Below are 20283 nucleotides of genomic sequence, written 5' to 3' on the forward strand. Positions count from 1 at the left end.
GGTTTGAAGATCACGGAATCCGTGCAAGGGGGGACGCGGCACCACAGGGGGTGTGGGTCGCACACGGACGGAGGTGGGGGCATGGACAAGCGGTTCGGCGCCGAGGGTTCGGTGATCGCATGAGCGCTCTGCGCAAGGCGGGGGTGTGGCTCGGCCTCGTCGAGGAGGACGACCAGTACGACGACCGGGGCTACCGCGACGACAGCTACCGCGACCGGGAGCCCCGCGAGCGGGACCACGACCGCGGCCGCGAGCGTGCGCGCTCCCGTGACTACGGCTACGCCGACGACTATGCCGACGACGAGGACGAGGTCGACGAGACCCCGGCGCCGCCGCGGCCCCGGGCGTCGGCCAACAGCGGCCGGCTGCAGCGGGCCGTCGAGGACCTCGACCGCCAGGAGCACCAGCGGGGCAGCGTGCGCTCGATCACGCGGCCGCCGGCGCCCGTGGCCGACCCGGCCTACGCCACCAGCGACAACCTCGCCCTGGCCCCGCAGCCCCAGCCGCAGCCGCAGCCCCGGGTCTACGAGGAGGAGCAGCGCTACCAGATCACCACGCTGCACCCGACCACCTATCGCGAGGCGCGGACCATCGGCGAGCACTTCCGCGACGGGGTGCCGGTCATCATCAACCTCACCGAGATGGACGAGGGCGACGCGCGGCGGCTGGTCGACTTCGCGGCCGGACTGGCCTTCGGCCTGCGGGGTACGATCGAGCGCGTGACCAACCGGGTTTTCCTGCTCTCACCGGCCAACGTCCAGGTCACCGCGGAGGACAAGGCGAAGATCGCTGAGGGCGGCTTCTTCACCCAGAGTTGACCCCCTAACGAGGGACCCGCTGACCGTGCTGTCGATCGTGTTCCAGATCATCTTCCTGCTCCTCTATCTCTTCTTCCTGACGTTGCTGGCCAGGTTCGTCCTGGGTGCGGTGCTTCAGTACGGTCGCCGCTGGCAACCCGGGCGGGGTGCGTCGGCGGCGCTGGAGTCGGTGTGGAGCGTCACTGATCCGCCCCTCAAGGCGTTGAGGCGTGTGATCCCGCCGCTGCGAATTGGTACCGTGAGCTTGGACCTGGCGTCCCTGGTCCTGCTGGTTATCCTTTACGTGCTTCTGTATTTCGTGTTAGCGAGGCTGATCATCACGTTCGCCTGACCGCGAGCGCTGATCGGCCCCGTCCCACGCGGCCGCAACTGACCCGAGGAGTTTCGATGCCGCTGACCCCGGCCGACGTGCATAACGTCGCCTTCAAGAAGCCCCCGATCGGCAAGCGGGGGTACGACGAGGAGGAGGTCGATGCCTTCCTGGACGAGGTCGAGCGCGAGCTCGCCCGTCTGATCGAGGAGAACAACGAGCTGCGCGCGCAGGTGGAGCGCGGCGGGCGCGGTCCCGCGCCGGCCGGCCCCAGCTCCGACCCCCGCCTCGCCGCGGAGCTCAACGACATCAAGGCCCAGCTCGACCGGGTGCAGCGCGACAAGACCGCCGCGGAGCAGGCCGCCCGCCAGATGCAGGCCGAGCTCGAGCAGGTCCGGGCCCAGGGCCCCGGCGCGCCGGCCCCGTCCGGCGGTGGCGACGGCGAGCAGCAGGCCCTGCGGGTCCTGATGATGGCCCAGCGCACCGCGGACGACCACGTCTCCGACGCGCGCCGCGAGGCCGACAAGCTGCTGTCCGAGGCTCGCTCCAAGGCGGAGGAGGTCACCCGCGAGGCGCGGGCGAAGGCCGACGCCCTCGAGCGGGACGCGCGCCAGCGGCACCAGGAGGCCATGGGCGGCCTGGACGCCAAGCGCACCGCGCTGCAGAAGCACATCGAGGAGCTCAAGCAGTTCGAGCGGGAGTACCGCACCCGCCTGAAGGCTTACCTCGAGAGCCAGCTGCGCGACCTCGACGGCCGGGGCCAGGGCCTCGAGGCGGAGATGTCGCGGGCCGACGCCGGCCGGGCGGTCGGCGGCTCCGGCGGTCTCGCCGCGGCCGGCCTCGCCGGGTCCTACGGCGGCAGCCGGGCCAACTCCATCGAGGGCCGCTGAGCCCCCGCACCACCCCTGAGTTCCTTTGCAGTGCGGCACAGCCGCTCCACGGTCAACACTGCGACGGGGATGAGCCATGATCGTAGCCAGCCTTCTGCTCATCCTCGTCGCCGTGCTGCTGCTCGTCCTGGGCCTGGTCGGCGGCTCGAGCTCCCTCCTCATCAGCTCGATCGTCGCCAGCCTGCTGGCCGCCGTCGCCCTCGTGGCAGGCGCCCGCCAGTCGGCCGCCCGCCGCGAGTCGGATCCCGACGCCGGCCCCTCTCCCGCCCGGTCCCGGGCGCGCACCCGCTCCGCCGCTCGCGCGGCTGCCGGGTCCTCCGCGGCCGCACCGGCTTCCGAGGCCCCATCCGCTGATTCCTCGTTCGCCGGGCCGGGCTCTTCCGCTTCCTCCTTCGCCGGGCCGGGCGCTTTCTCGGATCTCGGGTCGTCGCGGGAGCGGGACGCTTACGCTGACCGGGACGTCCCGGGGGCGTTCTCCGGCTCCGGCGACGCCTCGGAGATCGACGACGCCGTTCCCGGTCCGGTGGCCGATCGTGACGCTCCGGACGACGACCGGGACGACCGGGCCCGGCAGGACCAGGCCGCCGCCTACGCCGCGGGTCAGCGCGACGCCGAGGCGGGCCTCACCGGCCCGCCCCGGACGGCGGCCACCACCGGGCCCGATGTGACTCAGCGTGTCATTCCGGACGCGGATCTGCGCGACGAGTCGCCGCGGGCCGGAGCCGGCGCCGGTGGGGACCATGCTCCGTTCTCGGGACCGGAGTCCTCCCGCACCGGCGCCGGTCCGGCCCACGACGCTCCCGGCGGCGAGGGCGACCGGCCCCGGGCCGACTACGAGCAGGCGGCCTCGGTGATCGGTGCCGCGCGGTCCGAGGGGGACGCTTCCCCGGAGAGCGCGGCCGGGCCACCGGTGGCTTCGGACCCGGCGGAGGCCGGGGAGTACGCCGCGCCCGATCCGGAGGACCCGGACGACGAGCCGCTGCCGCAGGCGGTCCGGCCGGCCGACGCGGTGCGGGTGGCCCGGATGGACGCGGAGGTGCTGGTCGTGGACGGGCGGCCGCGTTATCACGTGGCCGGGTGCCCGCATCTGGCCGGCCGGGAGACCGAGGGGCTGCCGGTGGCGGAGGCGGTCGAGCTCGGCTTCAGCCCGTGCGGGCAGTGCCGTCCGGTCGATCGGCTGGTCGCCGCGGCGGCCCGTTCCTGAGCCCGCGGCGACACGCTCCTGAGTCCTCGGCGTTGCGGCTGAGCGCTGCCCACCGTTCGCCGGCCGGGTCGCCGGCGCGAGCCCCTCTCGCGCCGGTGACGCTGGGTCAGCGCGGTTGGTGACGGTGGGTGTCGATGCGGGCCCGCTCCGGGTTCGCATCGATCATCGGCACAATGAGGCATGGCCAAGCGGCGTGCGCCTCGATCCGATCCCTCCGATGCTGCCGGTCGCCCGGCGGGTTCTGCGCGGGGCGGGGCGGCGGGCGCGCAGGCCGATGGGCCGGTGTCGGTGGCGGTGCGGGCGCGGCCGGGGGCGGGTCGGACCCGGGTCGGCGGGCGCTACGAGGGTCCGCACGGGCCGGCGCTGATAGTCGCGGTAGGGGCGCCCGCGGTCGACGGGAAGGCCACTGAGGCGGTGCGGCGGGCGCTGGCCGAGGCGCTGGGGGTGCGGGCGGGGGCGGTCGCGCTCAAGCTCGGGGCGACGAGCCGGGACAAGGTCTTCACCGTCGACGGGGACGTCGGCGCCGAAGTAGCCGCCCTGCGTGATGGCGCTCCTGGCAGGGCGGTCGGCAGCGGTGGCGCTCCTGGTGGGGCCGGCGGCGAGGCTCGTGGCGGGGCGAGCGGCGGCGTGGCGTGACGGAGGGGCTCGACGTCGCGCTCCTGCTCGGGGCCGCGGTGCTGCTCGTGGCGGTCGGGGCGGTGCGCGTGTCGACGCGGATCGGGCTGCCGAGCCTGCTCGTCTATCTGCTCATCGGGATGCTGATCGGCGAGTCCGGGCTGGGGATCCGGTTCGATGACGCGGAGCTGACCCGTACCCTCGGCTTCTGCGCTCTGATCATGATCATCGCCGAGGGCGGGCTGACCGCGCGCTGGACCACCCTGCGGCCCGTGCTCGGGCTCTCCGCGACGCTGGCCACGCTCGGGGTGGCCGTCAGCGTCGCCGTCGTGGGCGCTGTCGTGCACTGGGTGCTCGGGCTCGACTGGCGGCTCGCGCTGCTCTACGGGGCGGTGCTGTCGTCGACGGACGCGGCGGCGGTGTTCGCCACGTTGCGGCGGCTGCGGCTGCCGCGCCGGCTGGTCGCCACGCTCGAGGCCGAGTCCGGCATGAACGACGCGCCGGTGGTCCTGCTGGTCGTGCTGCTCTCGGCCGTGGGTGCCTTCGCTCACCCTTGGTGGTACGAACTCCTGCTCGTCCTGTACGAGCTCAGCGCCGGCGCCGCGATCGGCCTCGTGGTCGGCGTGGCCGGACGGTGGCTGCTCCGGCACGCCGCGTTGCCGTCGGCCGGGCTCTATCCGATCGCGGCCGTGGCGCTGACCTTCCTCGCGTACGCGGTCGGTGCCGTCGCCCACGCCTCGGGCTTCCTCGCCGTCTATGTGGCCGGGGTGGTGCTCGGCAACGGCCGGGTCCCGCACCGCCGGGCGATCCTGGGGTTCGCGGACGGGCTGGCGTGGGTGGCCCAGATCGGACTGTTCGTGCTGCTCGGGCTGCTGGTGTCGCCGGCCGAGCTGCCCGCGGCGCTGGTGCCGGCGCTGGTCGTGGGGTGTGCGCTGGTCCTCTTCGCCCGGCCCCTGTCGGTGTGGGTGTCGGCGGTCGCGGTGCGCGGCTCGCGGCGGCTGGGCTGGCGGGGACAGGCGTTCCTGAGCTGGGCCGGGCTGCGCGGCGCGGTGCCGATCGTGCTCGCGACGATCCCGTTGTCGGCGGGGACGCCCGGGGCGGGACGGCTCTTCGACGCGGTGTTCGTGCTGGTGATCATCTTCACGCTGGTGCAGGCGGGCACCCTGGCGCCGGTCGCGCGGCGGCTCGGCATCACGGCGCCGGAGGAGACGGTCGAGGTGCACGTCGAGACGGCGCCGCTCGAGCGCATGCACGCGGACCTGCTGCAGATCGACATCGACCGGGGCTCGCGGCTGGCCGGGGTGCACATCGACGAGTTGCGGCTGCCGGTCGGGGCCGGCGTCACGCTGATCGTGCGGGACGGGGGCGGGTTCGTGCCGGGGCCGGACACGCGGATGCGTACGGGGGACAGTCTTTTGATCGTCGCCACCGCGGACGTGCGGGACACCGCCGAACGCCGGTTGCGGGCCGTGAGCCGGCGGGGGCGGCTCGCGCGGTGGTTCGGGGAGGACGGGATGGAACGGGTCTGACCGGCGCCGCATCATCCGTGGCTTCCGCCGGCGGCCGGCCGGGCGGGTCCGTCGGGGCCTGACCGGTATCCGACGGTCCGGTTCGGGGCTTTTGTCGCAGGTCGGGGCGGTGCGGCGTGTTGTCGGGACCGTTCACGTTCCGTATCCTTGCCACCCTCCGGAGTGCGCGGCTGGGTCGAACCGCCGCGCACAGGTGCGTGGGGTGCGTGCCGGGCCGCGCGGGGGCGTGGCCGCCTGGGTGCGGGGGCGGTGGGCGACCGCGACCCCGCGACACCGATGACCGCCGAGATTCGCCGCGCCCCGCGCGCGGCTCAGGGGAGCGACGATGGCCAAGGCAACCGAGAAGGCCGCGCCGAAGGGGACCCGCAGCGCGGAGGAGACCGAGCAGATCCGCGTCGCGCTCGTGGAGCGCCGCGACGAGCTGCAGGAGGAGTACGACCGCTCCCTCTCCGAGATCACCGCCCTCCAGCGCGAGCGGCTCGAGGACTCCGCCGGGGACGACCAGGCGGACACCGGCACGAAGACGTTCGAGCGTGAGCAGGAGATCACTCTCGCGCACAATCTGCTGGAGCGGATCACACAGGTGGAACGCGCCCTCGAGCGGCTCGGCGAAGGCAACTACGGTTGGTGCGAGCGATGCGGCAACGCCATCCCCGTCGAGCGGCTGGCGGCGTTCCCGGTCGCGACCCTGTGTGTGTCCTGCAAGCAGTTGGAGGAACGACGCTGAACGCCGACGAGGCAGCGGCCGGCGCCGCGCACCCGGTCGAGGGCTCGCCTGCGGGCGGGCCCGTCGCGGGCTCGCCTGCGAGTTCGCCCGCGGGCTCGCTTCCGGGGGGCTCACCCGCGAGTTCGCCCGCGGGCTCGCTTCCGGGGGAGTCCGCCGGGGGTGGGCCGGATCCGGTCGCCGCCGCACCCCAGAGTTTTTCCCGCAAGGCGGTCACGGTGCTCGGCGTCGTGGCCGTCGTCGCGGTGCTGCTCGACCAGCTGGTCAAGGAGCTGTCCACCAACGGCCTGACCGAAGGTGAGCCGGTGCGCATCCTGGGCGGCCTGGTCTACCTGTCGCTGCTGCGCAACAGCGGCGCCGCATGGAGCATGGGCGCCGGGATGACCTGGATCTTCCCGCTGGTGACGATCGTCGTCGTGGGCTGGATCGGATGGATGGCCGTCCGGCTGCGGTCGATCCCGTGGGCGGTCGCGCTCGGCCTCGTGCTGGGCGGGGCGCTGGGCAACCTGGGCGACCGGTTGTTCCGGGACCCCGGCTTCTTCCAGGGGCACGTGGTCGACATGATCAGTGTCTTCGGGCCCAACGCGCAGTACTTCCCCGTCTTCAACATCGCCGACAGCTGCCTGAGCGTCGGCGTGGTGCTGGCGGTGCTGCTCGAGCTGACCGGGCGGCAGCGCGACGGGTCGCGTACCGGGCAGAAGCGGGCCGCGGCATGAGCGCGCGGTCGTTGCCCGTACCCGACGGTCTGGACGGCATGCGTCTCGACCAGGCCGTGTCGCGTCTCTTCGGCCTGAGCCGCACGGCGGCCGCGTCCCTGGTCGAGGCCGGTGACGCGCTCGTCGACGGCATCCCGCGGCCCAAGAGCGACAAGGTCAGCGCCGGGGCGTGGCTCGAGGTCACGCTGCCGCCGCCGGTGACCGCGCCCGCCGTGGTCGCCGAGCCGGTGCACGGCCTGGGCATCGTCTACAGCGACGACGACATCGTGGTGGTCGACAAGCCCGTCGGCGTGGCCGCGCACCCGAGCCCCGGCTGGACCGGCCCGACCGTGATCGGCGGCCTGGCCGCCATGGGCCAGAACGTCGCGACCAGCGGCGCGGCCGAGCGGCAGGGCGTCGTGCACCGCCTCGACGTCGGCACCACCGGGCTCATGGTCGTGGCCAAGAGCGAGGTGGCCTACAGCGTCCTCAAGCGCGCCTTCAAGGAGCGCGAGGTCGACAAGCGCTACCACGCCGTCGTGCAGGGTCACCTCGACCCGCTGCGCGGCACGATCGACGCGCCGATCGACCGGCACCCCACCGCCGACTACAAGTACGCGGTCATGTCCGACGGCAAGCCCAGCGTCACGCACTACGACACCCTCGAGGCGTTCCGCTCGGCGAGCCTGATCGACGTGAAGCTGGAGACGGGGCGCACCCACCAGATCCGCGTCCACTTCTCGGCGCTGCGGCACCCCTGCGTGGGCGATCTCACGTATGGCGCCGATCCGACCCTGGCGGCCCGGCTCGGGCTGAAGCGGCAGTGGCTGCACGCCCGCGAGCTCTCCTTCCTGCACCCGCGCACGCTGGAGGAGGTCCGGTTCGTGAGCGACTACCCTGAGGACCTGGCGCACGCACTCGACATCCTTGGTGAGAGCTAGGTTTCTTCCGATGGGCCCCGGAGACCGCACGATGCACGCTCCGGTGCGGGGGTTGCCCCGCACCGGCTCGGGTCCCGTGCGGCTGCGGGTCCTGACCGGGCTCGTGCTGGCCTCGGCCCTGGCCCTGCTCATCACGGTCGTGGTCAGCACCGACCACGGCCCGGCCCCCGAGCGCGAGTCCGGCGACGTCGTGCGGGTCGGCGTGGTCGACGGCCAGTCGGTCGCCGGCTATCTGCGCTCGAGCCGGGGCGAGCTGGCGGCGCTGCTGCCGGCCTCCGGGGCGCCCGCGTCGGGCGAGACCTGGGCCCTGGTCAGCCTGGCCTCCTACTTCCCGCCCGACCGGCTTCCCGCCCTGCTCGGCGGCGCGCCCGTCGCCCAGGTCTACGCCCGGGCGCCGCTGCCCGGCGTGCGCACGCAGGTCGTCAAGATTCCGGTTTATCGCATGCCGCAAGATGTCGTCTCCGGCATGCAGAACGCCGCCCTGGCCCGTGACCAGGAGCAGGCCGACTATCGCAAGCTCGCCGGGAAGCTCCACGGCGACACCCGCAACGACGAGCGCCTGCGCCTGGCCTACGACACGGCCGCGCGGACGGCCGCCGCCGAGGCCGCGGCCTACCGGGCCGCCTGCGCCTGCGTCTTCGCCGCCGTCGTGCGCGCCGGGCCGGAGATCCTCGACACCATCGCGGACCGCGCCGAGGTGCGGGCGGTGGACCCGGCCCCCGAGGTACGCCGCCTCGACCGCACCGAGTTCCGCCCGGTCCAGCCCGAACAGACGACGACGGTGGAGGTTGCCCCGCAAACCTCCCCGCCACTACCCTCATCGACCGGGGCGAGTGTGACGCCGGCCGCACCGTCCCGTCCCGCGCCGGGGCCCACGCCGTCCGCCCCGGCACCGGAGGAGAGCGCTGCCGCATCGACCGCACCGTCCGCGAGCACCGAGGCCGAGCTGCCGTCCCGAGCACTGGCAGCATCCCCGGGCGCGTCCGGGCGTTGATTCCAGGAGTCTTCACGTGCATTCGCCCGTGAAGGCGGCGTTTGTCAGTTGGTGATCAAGAGCGCTCAGGCTTGTGCCACGCAGAGGTGGCCCGAATAAGGTAGGCGTCCGTAGCCTGTTGCCCCGACGGTGACCGGCGCGCACATTGACCGATATCGAGCAGGGGCGGGGAGGACGAGCCGTGGACGGGACCGAGACCGGCTGGGGCCGGCCTGCGGAGCCGGCGCCGCGCTGGCGGGCGCTGCTCGACCGGGCCCGGCACAGCGCGCGGGACGACGAGCGTGAGCCGGAGGACTCCGGGTCGCGCCGGGAAGACTTCGGCTCGCGGCTCGAGGGCGATGCGCAGCCGTTGCCCAGTCGGCCGCAGCGGCCGTTCAATCCGCTGGATCCGCGGCAGCGGGAGGCCTACGGGGCGGCCGAGCCCCGGCGGGCTCCGGTGCCGCCGCCGGTCAATCCGCTGGAGCAGCGGCCGGGTCGGGCTTCGCTGGGGGAGCGGCTGAACGCTTCGGAGGCGTCGCCCGCTGTTTCGCCTCCTCCTTCTCCTTCGCTTGATCGGTCTTTCGATCGGGGGCCTGCGCCCTTGCCGGCGCCTGCGCCTTCGCTTGATCAGCGTCGGCAGTCGCGGATCGGGGAGGGGTTCCAGCCGCGGCCGGATGCCGACTCGAACAGCTTCTTCAATCCGGGCGCGCGGCCGGCGCCGCCCCTGCCGTCGCGCGGGGCCGCCTCGGTCGGGTCGGCCTCGGTGCCGGCGCCGCCGTCGGCGCCGCAGTCCTTCGCGCCGCAGTCCTTCGTGCCGCCGCCTCTGGCCCCCGCGCCTCGTTCGGCGCCGCCGTTGGCTCCCGCGCCGCGGTCGGTTCCGCCGTTGGCTCCCGCGCCTCGTTCGGCGCCGCCTTCCGCGCCCTCGCCGACGTCGCCCGCCGCCTCGCGCATCGAGTGGCGGCAGACGCGGCAGGAGGCCGAGGACCGGGCGGTCGCCACGCTGCGCCGCAAGCTGGGCAAGCCGCGGGTGCTGGCCTTCGCCAACCCCAAGGGTGGCGTCCACAAGACCACCGCGACCGTGCTGGCCGCCGCCACCATCGGCAGCGTGCGCGGCCGGGGCGTGCTCGCCTGGGACGACAACGAGCTGCGCGGCACCCTCGGCCTGCGCGCCGGCAGCGCCCGGCACGCCCGCACCATCCGGCACCTGGTCAGCGACCTGCTCCAGATCGAGAACATGCACGGCAACGACCTCATGCAGGTCTTCGACGGCTATCTGCGGCACGCCTCGGACGGCTCCTACGACGTGCTGGCCGGCGAGGAGAACCCCCGGTTCGCGCAGCGGCTCGACCAGAGCACGGTGAGCCGGGTGACGGACCTGCTCCGCCGCACCCACGACGTCATCTGCGTCGACACCGGCAACAACGTCGAGAGCATCAACTGGCAGACCGTCATGCGCAGCGCCGACCAGCTCGTCGTGACGACCGTGCCCCGCGAGGACGCCGCCTTCACCGCCGACTGGATGCTCGACGTGCTCAACGAGACCGGGCAGGAGGAGCTGGTCCGCAACGCGGTCACGCTGATCTCGTGCCCGTCGCCGGGCAAGCTGCCGTTGCTGGACGACCTCGCGAAGCACTTCGCCACGCGGACGCGGGCGGTGGCCATCGTGCCGTACGACCCGTCGCTGGAGGTGGGGTCGTCCATCGAGTACGGCGCCCTGCAGCCCGAGACGAAGCAGGCCTGGCAGCGCGCGGCGGCGATGATGATCGAGCCGTTCGCGGAGTAGCCGGTGTGATCATCGAGGCAATCCCCGAATAGGTGGGTGTCTGGCTCCCCTCTCGCGGGGCCACGGGTCTAGGCTCGTCAGGTCTTCGTCGCCGCGGGAGTTAGGGGGCCCTGGGTGTCTGACTCGTTCGTGCACCTGCACGTGCACACCGAGTATTCGATGCTCGACGGCGCGGCGCGGGTGAAGGAGCTCCTCGCGGAGGCCAACCGCCTCGGCATGCCGGCCGCGGCGATCACCGACCACGGCAACATGCACGGGGCCTACGACTTCTACACGCAGGCCAAGGCGGCCGGCGTGACCCCGGTGATCGGGGTGGAGGCCTATCTCGCGCCCGAGTCGCGGCTCAACAAGAGTCGCATCAAGTGGGGCCGGCCGGAGCAGAAGAGCGACGACATCTCGGGTAACGGCGCGTACACCCACATGACCATGTGGGCGCGGAACGCGGTCGGCCTGAAGAACCTCTTCCGGCTCAACTCGCGGGCCTCGATGGAGGGTCAGCTCGGTAAGTATCCGCGCATGGACTTCGACATCATCGCGGAGCACGCCGAGGGCATCATGGGCACGACCGGCTGCCCGTCCGGGGCGGTGCAGACGCGGCTGCGGCTGGGGCAGTTCGACGAGGCGCTCGAGTCCGCCGCGCGCTACCAGGAGGCGCTCGGCCGGGACAACTACTTCCTCGAGATCATGGACCACGGCCTGTCGATCGAGAAGCGGGTCCGCGACGGGCTGCTGGAGATCGGCAAGAAGCTCAACATCCGGCCGCTGGTGACCAACGACTCGCACTACGTGCACGAGGCGCAGGCCGAGGCGCACGACGTGCTGCTGTGCGTGCAGACCGGCAGCAACGTGGCCGACCCCAACCGGTTCCGCTTCGACGGCGCGGGCTACTTCGTGAAGTCGGCCGACCAGATGCGCGCGGTCGACTCGTCGGAGGCCTGGCTGGAGGGCTGCCGCAACACGCTTTTCGTGGCCGAGCGGGTCGACACCGAGGGCATGTTCACGTTCAAGAACCTGATGCCCCGGTTCCCCATCCCGGAGGGTTACTCCGAGGAGGAGTACTTCCGCCACGTGGCCTTCGAGGGGCTGCGGGCGCGGTTCCCCGACGGCATCCCGGAGACCCACGTCAAGCAGGCCGAGTACGAGCTGGGCGTCATCATCCAGATGGGCTTCCCGTCCTACTTCCTCGTGGTCGCCGACTTCATCCAGTGGTCCAAGCGCAACGGCATCGCCGTGGGCCCGGGGCGTGGCTCCGCGGCGGGGTCCCTGATCGCGTACGCGATGGGCATCACCGACCTCGACCCGCTCCCGCACGGCCTGATCTTCGAGCGGTTCCTCAACCCCGAGCGCATCTCCATGCCGGACGTCGACATCGACTTCGACGAGCGCCGGCGCGGCGAGGTCATCAAATACGTGACCGACCGCTGGGGCGAGGACAAGGTCGCGCAGATCGCCACGTTCGGCACGATCAAGGCGAAGGCCGCGATCAAGGACGCCTCCCGGGTGCTCGGCTACCCGTTCGCGGTCGGTGACCGGATCACCAAGGCCATGCCGCCGGACGTCATGGGCAAGGGCATGAGCCTCACCGGCATCTTCAACAAGGACGACAAGCGCTACAACGAGGCGGGCGAGATCCGCTCGATGTACGACTCGGAGCCCGACGTCAAGAAGGTCATCGACACCGCGCGGGGCATCGAGGGGCTGATCCGGCAGACCGGCGTGCACGCCGCGGGCGTCATCATGAGCGCCGAGCCGATCATCGACCACATCCCGTTGATGCGCCGCGCCTCCGACGGCGTGATCATCACGCAGTTCGACTATCCGACCTGCGAGACGCTCGGCCTGCTCAAGATGGACTTCCTGGGCCTGCGCAACCTGACGATCATCGATGACGCGGTCAAGAACATCAAGCTCAACCACGGCCTCGACCTCGATCTGCTGAAGCTGCCGCTGGACGACCCCAAGTCCTACGATCTGCTGGCCCGCGGCGACACCCTGGGCGTGTTCCAGCTGGACGGCGGCCCGATGCGGTCGCTGCTGCGTCTGATGAAGCCCGACAACTTCGAGGACATCTCCGCCGTCCTGGCGCTCTACCGGCCCGGCCCGATGGGCGTCGAGTCGCACACCAACTACGCGCTGCGCAAGAACAAGCTCCAGGAGATCACCCCGATCCACCCCGAGCTCGAGAAGCCGCTGCAGGAGATCCTCGAGCCCACATACGGCCTGATCGTCTATCAGGAGCAGGTGCAGCGCGCCGCGCAGATCCTCGCCGGCTACTCGCTCGGCCAGGCCGACCTGCTCCGCCGGGCCATGGGCAAGAAGAAGAAGGAGATCCTCGACAAGGAGTTCATCCCGTTCCGGGACGGCTGCCGCGAGCACGGCTACTCCGACGAGGCGATCCAGGCGGTGTGGGACGTGCTGGTGCCCTTCGCCGGCTATGCGTTCAACAAGGCGCACTCCGCCGCGTACGGGCTGGTGTCGTTCTGGACCGCGTACCTGAAGGCGCACTACCCCGCCGAGTACATGGCCGGGCTGCTCACGTCCGTCGGTGACGACAAGGACAAGATGGCCATGTACCTGGCCGAGTGCCGCCGCATGGGCATCCAGGTGCTGCCGCCCGACGTCAACCAGTCCGCCGGCCCGTTCACCCCGGTCGGCAAGGACATCCGCTTCGGGCTGGGCGCCGTGCGCAACGTCGGCGCCAACGTCGTGGAGTCCATCGCGCGCTGCCGCGTGGAGAAGAGCGAGTACAAGGACTTCTACGACTTCCTCTCCAAGGTCGACGCGGTGGTCTGCAACAAGCGGACCGTGGAGTCGCTGATCAAGGCCGGCGCGTTCGACTCGCTCGGGCACAGCCGCAAGGCGCTGCTCGCGGTGCACGCCGAGGCCATCGACGCCTTCGCCGACGTCAAGCGCAAGGAGGCCGCGGGCCAGTTCGACCTGTTCGGGGCGTTCGGCGACGACGCGGGCGGCGGCAGCTCGGCCACCGTGGCCATGCCGACGATCACCGAGGACGAGTGGGACAAGCGCGACAAGCTGTCCTTCGAGCGGGAGATGCTCGGTCTCTACGTCTCCGACCACCCGCTCGCCGGCCTGGAGCAGGTGCTCGCCAACGCCGCGGACACCAGCATCGCCTCGCTCAACGAGGAGGGCTCGGTGCCCGACGGGCAGGTCGTCACGCTCGCGGGCATCCTCACCGGCGTGCAGCGCCGGATCACCAAGCAGGGCCGGGCCTGGGCGTCGGCCACCCTGGAGGACCTCGCCGGCGGCGTGGAGGCGTTGTTCTTCCCCAACACGTACGAGGTCATCGGGCAATACATCGCCGAGGACGCCATCGTCGTCGTGAAGGGCCGGGTCGACCGCCGCGACGACACGCCCCGGATCATGGCGATGGACATGTCGATGCCCGACGTCACGCACAACCCGGATTCCAAGCCGATCACGCTGACCATGCCGATCACCCGGTGCACGCCGCCGCTGGTCTCGGAGCTCAAGGACATCCTCGTCAGCCACCCGGGCGACGCCGAGGTCCACGTGCACCTGCTCAACGGCAGCCGCAAGACGGTCATGCGGCTCGGCGGCTTCAAGGTCGCGCCGACGCCCGCCCTGCGCGCCGACCTGAAGATGATCCTCGGCCCGTCGGCGGTCGCGTGATGGATCAGCGGCGCGGACCTGGCAGGATCGTGGAGTGAACCCGAGCCACGAACCGGAGCCGGTCTACCTGTACGGGCCGCCGCCGGACACCGCGCCCGCCCTGCCGGAGCCCGTCGCCGAGCCGCGGGCCCGGTCGCGGCGCTCCTGGCAGCGGGCGGCCGTCGTCGCCGCCGCGATCATCGCGGCCATGGCCGTCGCCGGCGCCCTGCTCGGCCTGCTCTGGGCCTGGGTGGCGCCGGACGTGCCGGTGATCAACACGGGCGCCGCCGTCGTGGTCAACGACCCGTCGCCCGAGGAGTACATCGCCGCGGACGGCTGGTTCACGCTCATCGCCTTCGCCTTCGGGCTGGTCGCCGCCCTGGTCGCCTGGCTGGTCCTGCGCCGCGACCGGGGCCCCGCCGTGCTGCTCGGCGTCACGCTCGGCGGGCTCGCGTCGACGGTGGTCATGTGGCAGGCCGGGCGGCTGATCGGGCTCTCGGCCTGGAACTCGTGGCAGGACAGCTCGCAGCCGGGCGACACCTTCCAGCGGCCGCCGGACCTGCACGCGCACGGGGCCCTGCTGGTCGCCGCGTTCGCCGCGGTGATCGTGACGACGCTGCTGGCGGGGTGGTCCAACGACCCGGAGCTCGACCAGCCGGGCGCGAAGCCGGGCTACGGCCGGGACTATCCGCCGGTGGAGCCGTCGGGTGGCCTTTTCCCGGCGGAAGGCACCGAGCCCGGGCCGTCGCCGGCCGGCCCCTCCGGCTCGGCCACGGAATCGCCCGATTCGTCCGGCTCGACGGCGGGTCGCTGACCGGGACCGCTTGGTTCTCTCCGCGGCAGCCGGGCGGTCAGTTGGGACTGTTGGGTCGGGCCAGGTCCGAGAGGGGGACGGGCACCGCGCGGACGCGAGCCAGCAGCCCCGCCTCGCGGTTGAGCAGACGCAGCTCCGCGCGCAGCCGGGTGATCGTGTCGGGGGCGGCGAGCAGGTCCTGGCGCTCCTGGACGGTCAGCTGCGCGGTGGCCGCGACCAGGTGGGACAGGACGGTCGGATCGTCGGGGACCTGGTCGAGCACCTCGGAGTCGGGGCGCAGCAGGTCGAGGTAGGTGCGGAAGGCGGCCAGCACCCGCGGCGCCAGGAGCTCGGCGGTGGCGTCGGCGGCCTCCTCGTCGGGGAGCCACTCGACCTCGGCGGTGAGATAGGGGTGCGGCTCGGGGTCGAGGGCGAGCACCCGGAAGCGGCGCCGGCCCACGGTCACGATGTCGAACCGGCCGTCGGGGAGCTCGGTGACCTGGCGGAGCTCGGCGGTGCACCCCACCTCGAAGAGCTGGTCGGGGGTGACGGCGTCGGGCTCGGCGGCCTCGTCGTCGTCGCCGGTCTCGGTGAGCACCTCGGAGCCGTGCCGCAGGGTCACGACGCCGAACTCGTGCGGGTCGTCGCCGGTGCCGGCGACCAGGTCACGCACCAGCGAGCGGTAGCGCTCCTCGAAGATGTGCAGGGGCAGCACGAGGCCGGGGAACAGCACCGTGCCGAGGGGGAACACCGGGAGAATCGCGCCCACGTCCTGAGCGTATCGGCATGCTCTTGATGAGCGCTCGCCACGCCGCCGGGAATGTTGCCGTGGCGGATGTCCCCGCAGCGACGCGCAGGTGCTCCGCGCGCTTCCGTGGCGGGTCTCACCCCTGGCCGGGACGGTTCACGCCACGCCGGGCGGCGGGCGAGTCGTGGCGGGTCCCACTGCCTGGAACCGCGCCCGGAGCCGCTGCGGCGCACGGCCTAGACTTGGCGGCGTGCTGAACCGGATCGACCTGCGCGGCTCCCGCCGGGACCCGCGCGGTCTGCTGCCCCGTGCCCAGCTCGACGTCGCCCAAGCCGTCGAGCGGATCCGCCCCGTCGTGGAGGCGGTCCGGGAGCATGGATTCACGGCGATCCGCGAGGCCACGGAGAGATTCGACGGCGTACGCCTGGAGCGCCTGCGCGTGCCCGCCGAGGCCATCGCCGCCGCGGTCGAGACCCTCGACCCGGACGTGCGCCGGGCCCTCGAGGTGGTGATCGAGCGCACTCGCAAGGTCCACGCCGACCAGCGCCGCACCGACGTGACGACGCAGGTGGTGCCCGGCGGCACCGTGCTTGAGCGGTGGGTCCCGGTGTCCCGGGTCGGGCTCTACGTGCCGGGTGGCCTGGCCGTCTATCCGTCCACCGTCGTGATGAACGTCGTGCCGGCCCAGGCCGCGGGCGTCGAGTCCCTGGTCGTGGCGAGCCCGCCCCAGCCGGAAAACGGCGGCCTGCCCGACGCGCGGGTCCTGGCGGCCTGCGCGCTGCTGGGCGTCGATGAGGTCTATGCGGTGGGCGGGGCCCAGGCGGTCGCCATGCTCGGCCACGGGTCGACGGGCGCCGACGAGACCGACGGGTGCGCCCCGGTCGACGTGATCACCGGGCCGGGCAACATCTGGGTGACCGCGGCCAAGCGGCTGCTGCAGGGCACGGTCGGCATCGACGCCGAGGCCGGGCCGACCGAGATCGCGATCCTGGCCGACGACACCGCGTCGCCGGTGCACGTCGCCGCCGACCTGATCAGCCAGGCCGAGCACGACCCGCTCGCCGCCAGCGTCCTGGTCACCGACTCGCCCGCGCTGGCCGACGCGGTCGACGCCCAGCTCGCCGTGCAGGTGCCCGCGACCAAGCACGAGGCCCGGGTGCGCGAGGCGCTCGGCGGCCGCCAGTCCGGTGTGGTGCTGGTCGACGACCTGACGCAGGGCCTGGCCGTGGTCGACGCCTACGCGGCGGAGCACCTGGAGATCCAGACGCGCGACGCCCGCGAGTGGGCGCTCAAGGTGCGCAACGCCGGAGCGATCTTCGTCGGGGCGTACTCGCCGGTGTCGCTCGGTGACTATGCGGCCGGTTCCAACCACGTGCTCCCGACGGCGGGCTGCGCGCGGCACTCGTCCGGGCTGTCAGTGCAGTCGTTCCTGCGCGGGATCCACGTCGTGGAGTACGACGAGGCCGCGCTGCGTGACGTGGCGCCGCACGTGGTCGCCCTGGCCAACGCCGAAGACCTGCCCGCCCACGGCCAGGCCGTGACCGCCCGCTTCGGGGCCGGGGGTGCGTCGTGACGACGATCGACGAGCTGCCGATCCGGGACGACCTGCGGGGCCAGACTCCGTACGGTGCGCCGCAGCTGGACGTGGCGGTGCGGCTGAACACGAACGAGAATTCGTACCCGGTGCCCGAGGCGGTCGTCGAGGCGATCGCCAAGGCGGTGCAGGCCGAGCTGCGCGACCTCAACCGCTATCCCGACCGGGACGCGATCGCACTGCGCACGGATCTCGCGGGCTATCTCGGGCACGGGCTCACCACCGCGCAGGTGTGGGCGGCCAACGGGTCCAACGAGGTGCAGCAGCAGATCCTCCAGGCGTTCGGCGGGCCGGGGCGGACGGCGCTCGGCTTCGGCCCCTCGTACTCGATGCACCCGCTGCTCGCCGCCGGCACCGGCACCCGCTGGATCGGCGCGCTGCGCGACCCCGACTTCGGGCTGACCCCGGCGGCGGCCGTCGAGCAGATCGAGCGGTACCGGCCCGACCTGGTGTTCCTCTGCTCGCCCAACAACCCGACCGGCACGGCGCTCGACCCCGAGGTGATCGACGCGGTGCTCGCGGCGGCGCCCGGGATGGTGCTGGTCGACGAGGCCTACGCCGAGTTCGCCCGGCCCGGCACCCCGAGCGCCCTGACCCTGCTGCCCGGGCACCCGCGCCTGATCGTCAGCCGCACGATGAGCAAGGCGTTCGGCTTCGCGGGCGGGCGGCTGGGCTACTTCGCCGCCGACCCGGCCGTGGTCGACGCCGTCCAGCTGGTCCGCCTGCCGTACCACCTGTCGTCCTTGACCCAGGCCGCCGCGCGCGCCGCCCTCGCCGAGCGGGACGCCCTGCTCGCGACGGTCGACGCCATCAAGGAGCAGCGCGACCGGATCGTCTCGACGCTGCGCTCGCGCGGAGTCCGGGTCGCCGACAGCGACGCGAACTTCGTGCTCTTCGCGGTGCCCGCCGCGTCCGCCTCGCTGTCCGAGTCGTCGCCTGCCGCCTTGTCCGGTGCCGGGTCTGCCGCCTCGTCGGGTGCCGGGTCTGCCGCGCCGGCCGGGTCGGTGGGCTGGGCCGGCGCGCTCGGGTCCGGCGGGGAGCGGGCCGTGGGCGACCAGAAGGCCGCGTGGCAGGCCTTTCTCGACCGTGGCGTGCTGATCCGCGACGTCGGGCTGCCCGGCTGGTTGCGGGTGACCGCCGGCGATCCCGACGAGACGTCCGCCTTCCTGAATGCCGCCGAGGAGATTCTGTCGTGAGCCGCACCGGGCGCGTCGAGCGCGTCACCAACGAGACCAAGGTCCTCGTCGAGATCGACCTCGACGGCACGGGCCGGGGCGACCTCGCCACCGGGGTCGGCTTCTACGATCACATGCTCAACCAGCTGGCCAAGCACGGCGGCTTCGATCTGCTCGTGCGCACCGAGGGCGACCTGGAGATCGACGCGCACCACACGATGGAGGACACCGCGCTGGCGCTCGGCGAGGCGTTCGCGATCGCGCTGGGGGACAAGGCGGGCATCCGGCGGTACGGGTCGGCGACGATCCCGATGGACGAGGTGCTCGTGCGGGCGGCCGTGGACCTGTCGGGGCGGCCCTATGTGGTGCACGAGGAGCCGGCCCTGGCGCCGTACATCGGGCCGGTCTATCCGACGAGCATGACGCGGCACATCTTCGAGTCGTTCGGTCACGCCGCCAAGGTGACGCTGCACGTCAGCGTGCTGCGCGCGGCGCGCGAAGGCGGGCACCCGGACGCGCACCACGTGGTGGAGGCGCAGTTCAAGGCGTTCTCCCGGGCGCTGCGCGAGGCCGTCGAGATCGACCCGCGCAACGCCGGGGCACTCCCGTCGACGAAGGGCGTGCTGTGAGCACCGTCGTCATCGATCCGCGCAACGCCGGGGCGCTTCCGCCGACGGAGGGCGTGCTGTGAGCGCCGTCGTCATCGATCCGCGCAACGCCGGGGCGCTTCCGTCGACGGAGGGCGTGCTGTGAGCACCATCGTTCCGGTCCTTCTGCTCGGCCTGGCCGGTGTGCTGGTCGGCGGCGTGGTGTCGCTGCGGCAGCAGGGGGCGACCAAGTTCTCGATCGGGCTCGTCGCCGCGCTCGCGCTGATCTCGGCGGCGGGCGGCGTGCTGTGGCTGATCCCGGGGGACTCATGACCAGCGTCGTCATTCTGGACTACGGCTCGGGGAACCTGCGGTCGGCGGAGCGGGCGGTCGCCCGGACCGGCGTGGATGTCACCGTGACGGACGATCTCGACGCGGCCGCGGCGGCGGACGGGCTCGTGGTGCCGGGCGTCGGGGCCTATGCGGCGTGCATGGCTGGGATCGAGAAGCTGGGCGCCGGGCCGGTCATCGCCGAGCGGGTCGCCGCGGGGCGGCCGGTGCTCGGGATCTGCGTGGGCATGCAGATTCTGTTCGAGACGGGGGTCGAGCACGGCGTCGAGACGCGGGGGCTCGGGCTACTGCCCGGCGCGGTGACGAAGCTGACGGCGAGCCGGATTCCGCACATGGGGTGGAACACCGTCACCGCACCCGGGGAGTCGACGCTGCTCTCCGGGCTGGAGCCGGAGACGCGGTTCTACTTCGTGCACTCGTACGCGGCGTCGGATCTCGCCGCCCTCGAAGCGGCCGGCGCGAAGGTCACCACGGCCGCGCACGATCTGCCGTTCGCCGCGGTGGTGGAGCACGGGGCGTTGTCGGCGGCCCAGTTCCACCCGGAGAAGTCCGCCGACGCCGGATATGCGCTGCTGCGCAACTGGGTGTCCGCGCTGGATGAGTAAGGAACGCGCGCGCCGGCGGGCCGAGCGGCTCGCCGTCGCCGAGAAGCAGAAGGCCCGGACCGCGCGCCGGGTCGCCCGCCGCACCCGCCGGACCGAGTTCAAGCGCAGGCTCACCCCGCAGAAGCGCGGCGCCGGCCGGCTCTACCGGCGCAGCCGCGGCGAGCGCCTCGGCATCATCGCCGTGCCGCTGGTCGCCGCGGTCGCGGTGTGGTTCCTCGTGCCGGAGCTCGGGCTGCGCATCGTGCTGACCGTCCTCCTCGTCCTGGTGCTGCCGGCGCTCGTCGTCGCGGTCCTCGGCCGTCGTTAGTCCGTCCCAAG

19 protein-coding genes and 1 pseudogene are annotated in these 20283 nt (G+C 72.8%); 19 read left to right on the plus strand and 1 reads right to left on the minus strand.

Annotation, left to right across the window (positions count from 1 at the left end):
- The first annotated feature begins 119 nt into the window (after positions 1-119).
- From RAN62_RS20670 to RAN62_RS20730, 13 genes and pseudogenes are all read left to right on the plus strand, one after another.
- The gene (locus RAN62_RS20670; RefSeq protein ID WP_305786337.1) at positions 120-818 is read left to right on the plus strand and encodes a cell division protein SepF; all 699 of its coding nucleotides are present in this window, start codon (positions 120-122) and stop codon (positions 816-818) included.
- 25 nt (positions 819-843) lie between these two features.
- The gene (locus RAN62_RS20675) at positions 844-1149 is read left to right on the plus strand and encodes a YggT family protein (RefSeq protein ID WP_305786338.1); all 306 of its coding nucleotides are present in this window, start codon (positions 844-846) and stop codon (positions 1147-1149) included.
- Between the two features lie 56 nt (positions 1150-1205).
- Entirely contained in the window at positions 1206-2018 is an 813-nt protein-coding gene (locus RAN62_RS20680; protein WP_305786339.1) for a DivIVA domain-containing protein, read from the plus strand.
- A 76-nt stretch (positions 2019-2094) separates the two neighbouring features.
- Positions 2095-3222 (plus strand): hypothetical protein, encoded by a 1128-nt coding sequence (locus RAN62_RS41385; protein WP_305786571.1) that lies wholly within the window; start codon positions 2095-2097, stop codon positions 3220-3222.
- Positions 3223-3402: 180 nt separating this feature from the next.
- Positions 3403-3768, plus strand: a pseudogene (locus tag RAN62_RS41390) (DUF167 domain-containing protein); the annotation flags it as partial.
- 86 nt (positions 3769-3854) lie between these two features.
- On the plus strand, positions 3855-5366 hold the full coding sequence (locus RAN62_RS20695) for a potassium/proton antiporter (RefSeq protein WP_305786340.1): 1512 nt from the start codon (positions 3855-3857) through the stop codon (positions 5364-5366).
- 325 nt (positions 5367-5691) lie between these two features.
- Entirely contained in the window at positions 5692-6093 is a 402-nt protein-coding gene (locus RAN62_RS20700; RefSeq protein WP_305786341.1) for a TraR/DksA family transcriptional regulator, read from the plus strand.
- Positions 6090-6806: a signal peptidase II gene (gene lspA, locus RAN62_RS20705; RefSeq protein ID WP_305786550.1), complete on the plus strand. Its 717-nt coding sequence runs from the start codon at positions 6090-6092 to the stop codon at positions 6804-6806. Before RAN62_RS20700 ends, lspA begins: the two co-directional genes overlap by 4 nt.
- Positions 6803-7726 (plus strand): RluA family pseudouridine synthase, encoded by a 924-nt coding sequence (locus RAN62_RS20710; RefSeq protein ID WP_305786342.1) that lies wholly within the window; start codon positions 6803-6805, stop codon positions 7724-7726. Before lspA ends, RAN62_RS20710 begins: the two co-directional genes overlap by 4 nt.
- Before the next feature lie 10 nt (positions 7727-7736).
- Positions 7737-8720, plus strand: a complete 984-nt coding sequence (locus RAN62_RS20715) for a hypothetical protein (protein ID WP_305786343.1) — start codon at positions 7737-7739, stop codon at positions 8718-8720.
- A gap of 181 nt (positions 8721-8901) precedes the next feature.
- A complete protein-coding gene (locus RAN62_RS20720; RefSeq protein WP_305786344.1) occupies positions 8902-10482 on the plus strand; it encodes a MinD/ParA family ATP-binding protein in 1581 nt (526 codons plus the stop codon).
- Between the two features lie 114 nt (positions 10483-10596).
- Positions 10597-14133, plus strand: a complete 3537-nt coding sequence (dnaE, locus tag RAN62_RS20725; RefSeq protein WP_305786345.1) for a DNA polymerase III subunit alpha — start codon at positions 10597-10599, stop codon at positions 14131-14133.
- Between the two features lie 34 nt (positions 14134-14167).
- Positions 14168-14926 carry a hypothetical protein gene (locus RAN62_RS20730; protein WP_305786346.1) on the plus strand — a complete coding sequence of 253 codons (759 nt, stop codon included), beginning with the start codon at positions 14168-14170 and terminating at the stop codon, positions 14924-14926.
- 37 nt (positions 14927-14963) lie between these two features.
- Here the strand turns inward: RAN62_RS20730 and RAN62_RS20735 are convergent, their stop codons facing one another.
- Complete coding sequence (locus tag RAN62_RS20735; protein ID WP_305786347.1) at positions 14964-15674, minus strand: LON peptidase substrate-binding domain-containing protein; 711 nt, start codon at positions 15672-15674, stop codon at positions 14964-14966.
- Positions 15675-15903: 229 nt separating this feature from the next.
- On the opposite strand from RAN62_RS20735, the gene hisD reads away from it, so the two are divergent.
- From hisD to RAN62_RS20765, 6 genes are all read left to right on the plus strand, one after another.
- Positions 15904-17226, plus strand: coding sequence for a histidinol dehydrogenase (hisD, locus tag RAN62_RS20740; protein ID WP_305786348.1), 1323 nt, complete (start codon positions 15904-15906; stop codon positions 17224-17226).
- Positions 17223-18443: a histidinol-phosphate transaminase gene (locus tag RAN62_RS20745; protein WP_305786349.1), complete on the plus strand. Its 1221-nt coding sequence runs from the start codon at positions 17223-17225 to the stop codon at positions 18441-18443. Before hisD ends, RAN62_RS20745 begins: the two co-directional genes overlap by 4 nt.
- Entirely contained in the window at positions 18440-19051 is a 612-nt protein-coding gene (gene hisB, locus RAN62_RS20750) for an imidazoleglycerol-phosphate dehydratase HisB (protein ID WP_305786350.1), read from the plus strand. The genes RAN62_RS20745 and hisB overlap by 4 nt, the downstream gene beginning before the upstream one ends.
- A 120-nt stretch (positions 19052-19171) precedes the next feature.
- The gene (locus RAN62_RS20755) at positions 19172-19342 is read left to right on the plus strand and encodes a CG2302 family histidine operon protein (protein ID WP_305786351.1); all 171 of its coding nucleotides are present in this window, start codon (positions 19172-19174) and stop codon (positions 19340-19342) included.
- The gene (gene hisH / locus RAN62_RS20760) at positions 19339-19965 is read left to right on the plus strand and encodes an imidazole glycerol phosphate synthase subunit HisH (RefSeq protein WP_305786352.1); all 627 of its coding nucleotides are present in this window, start codon (positions 19339-19341) and stop codon (positions 19963-19965) included. Before RAN62_RS20755 ends, hisH begins: the two co-directional genes overlap by 4 nt.
- A complete protein-coding gene (locus RAN62_RS20765; RefSeq protein ID WP_305786353.1) occupies positions 19958-20272 on the plus strand; it encodes a hypothetical protein in 315 nt (104 codons plus the stop codon). Before hisH ends, RAN62_RS20765 begins: the two co-directional genes overlap by 8 nt.
- Positions 20273-20283 lie beyond the last annotated feature (11 nt).

Origin of the sequence: Symbioplanes lichenis, assembly GCF_030709675.1 — a bacterium.
Lineage (GTDB): Bacteria > Actinomycetota > Actinomycetes > Mycobacteriales > Micromonosporaceae > Actinoplanes > Actinoplanes lichenis.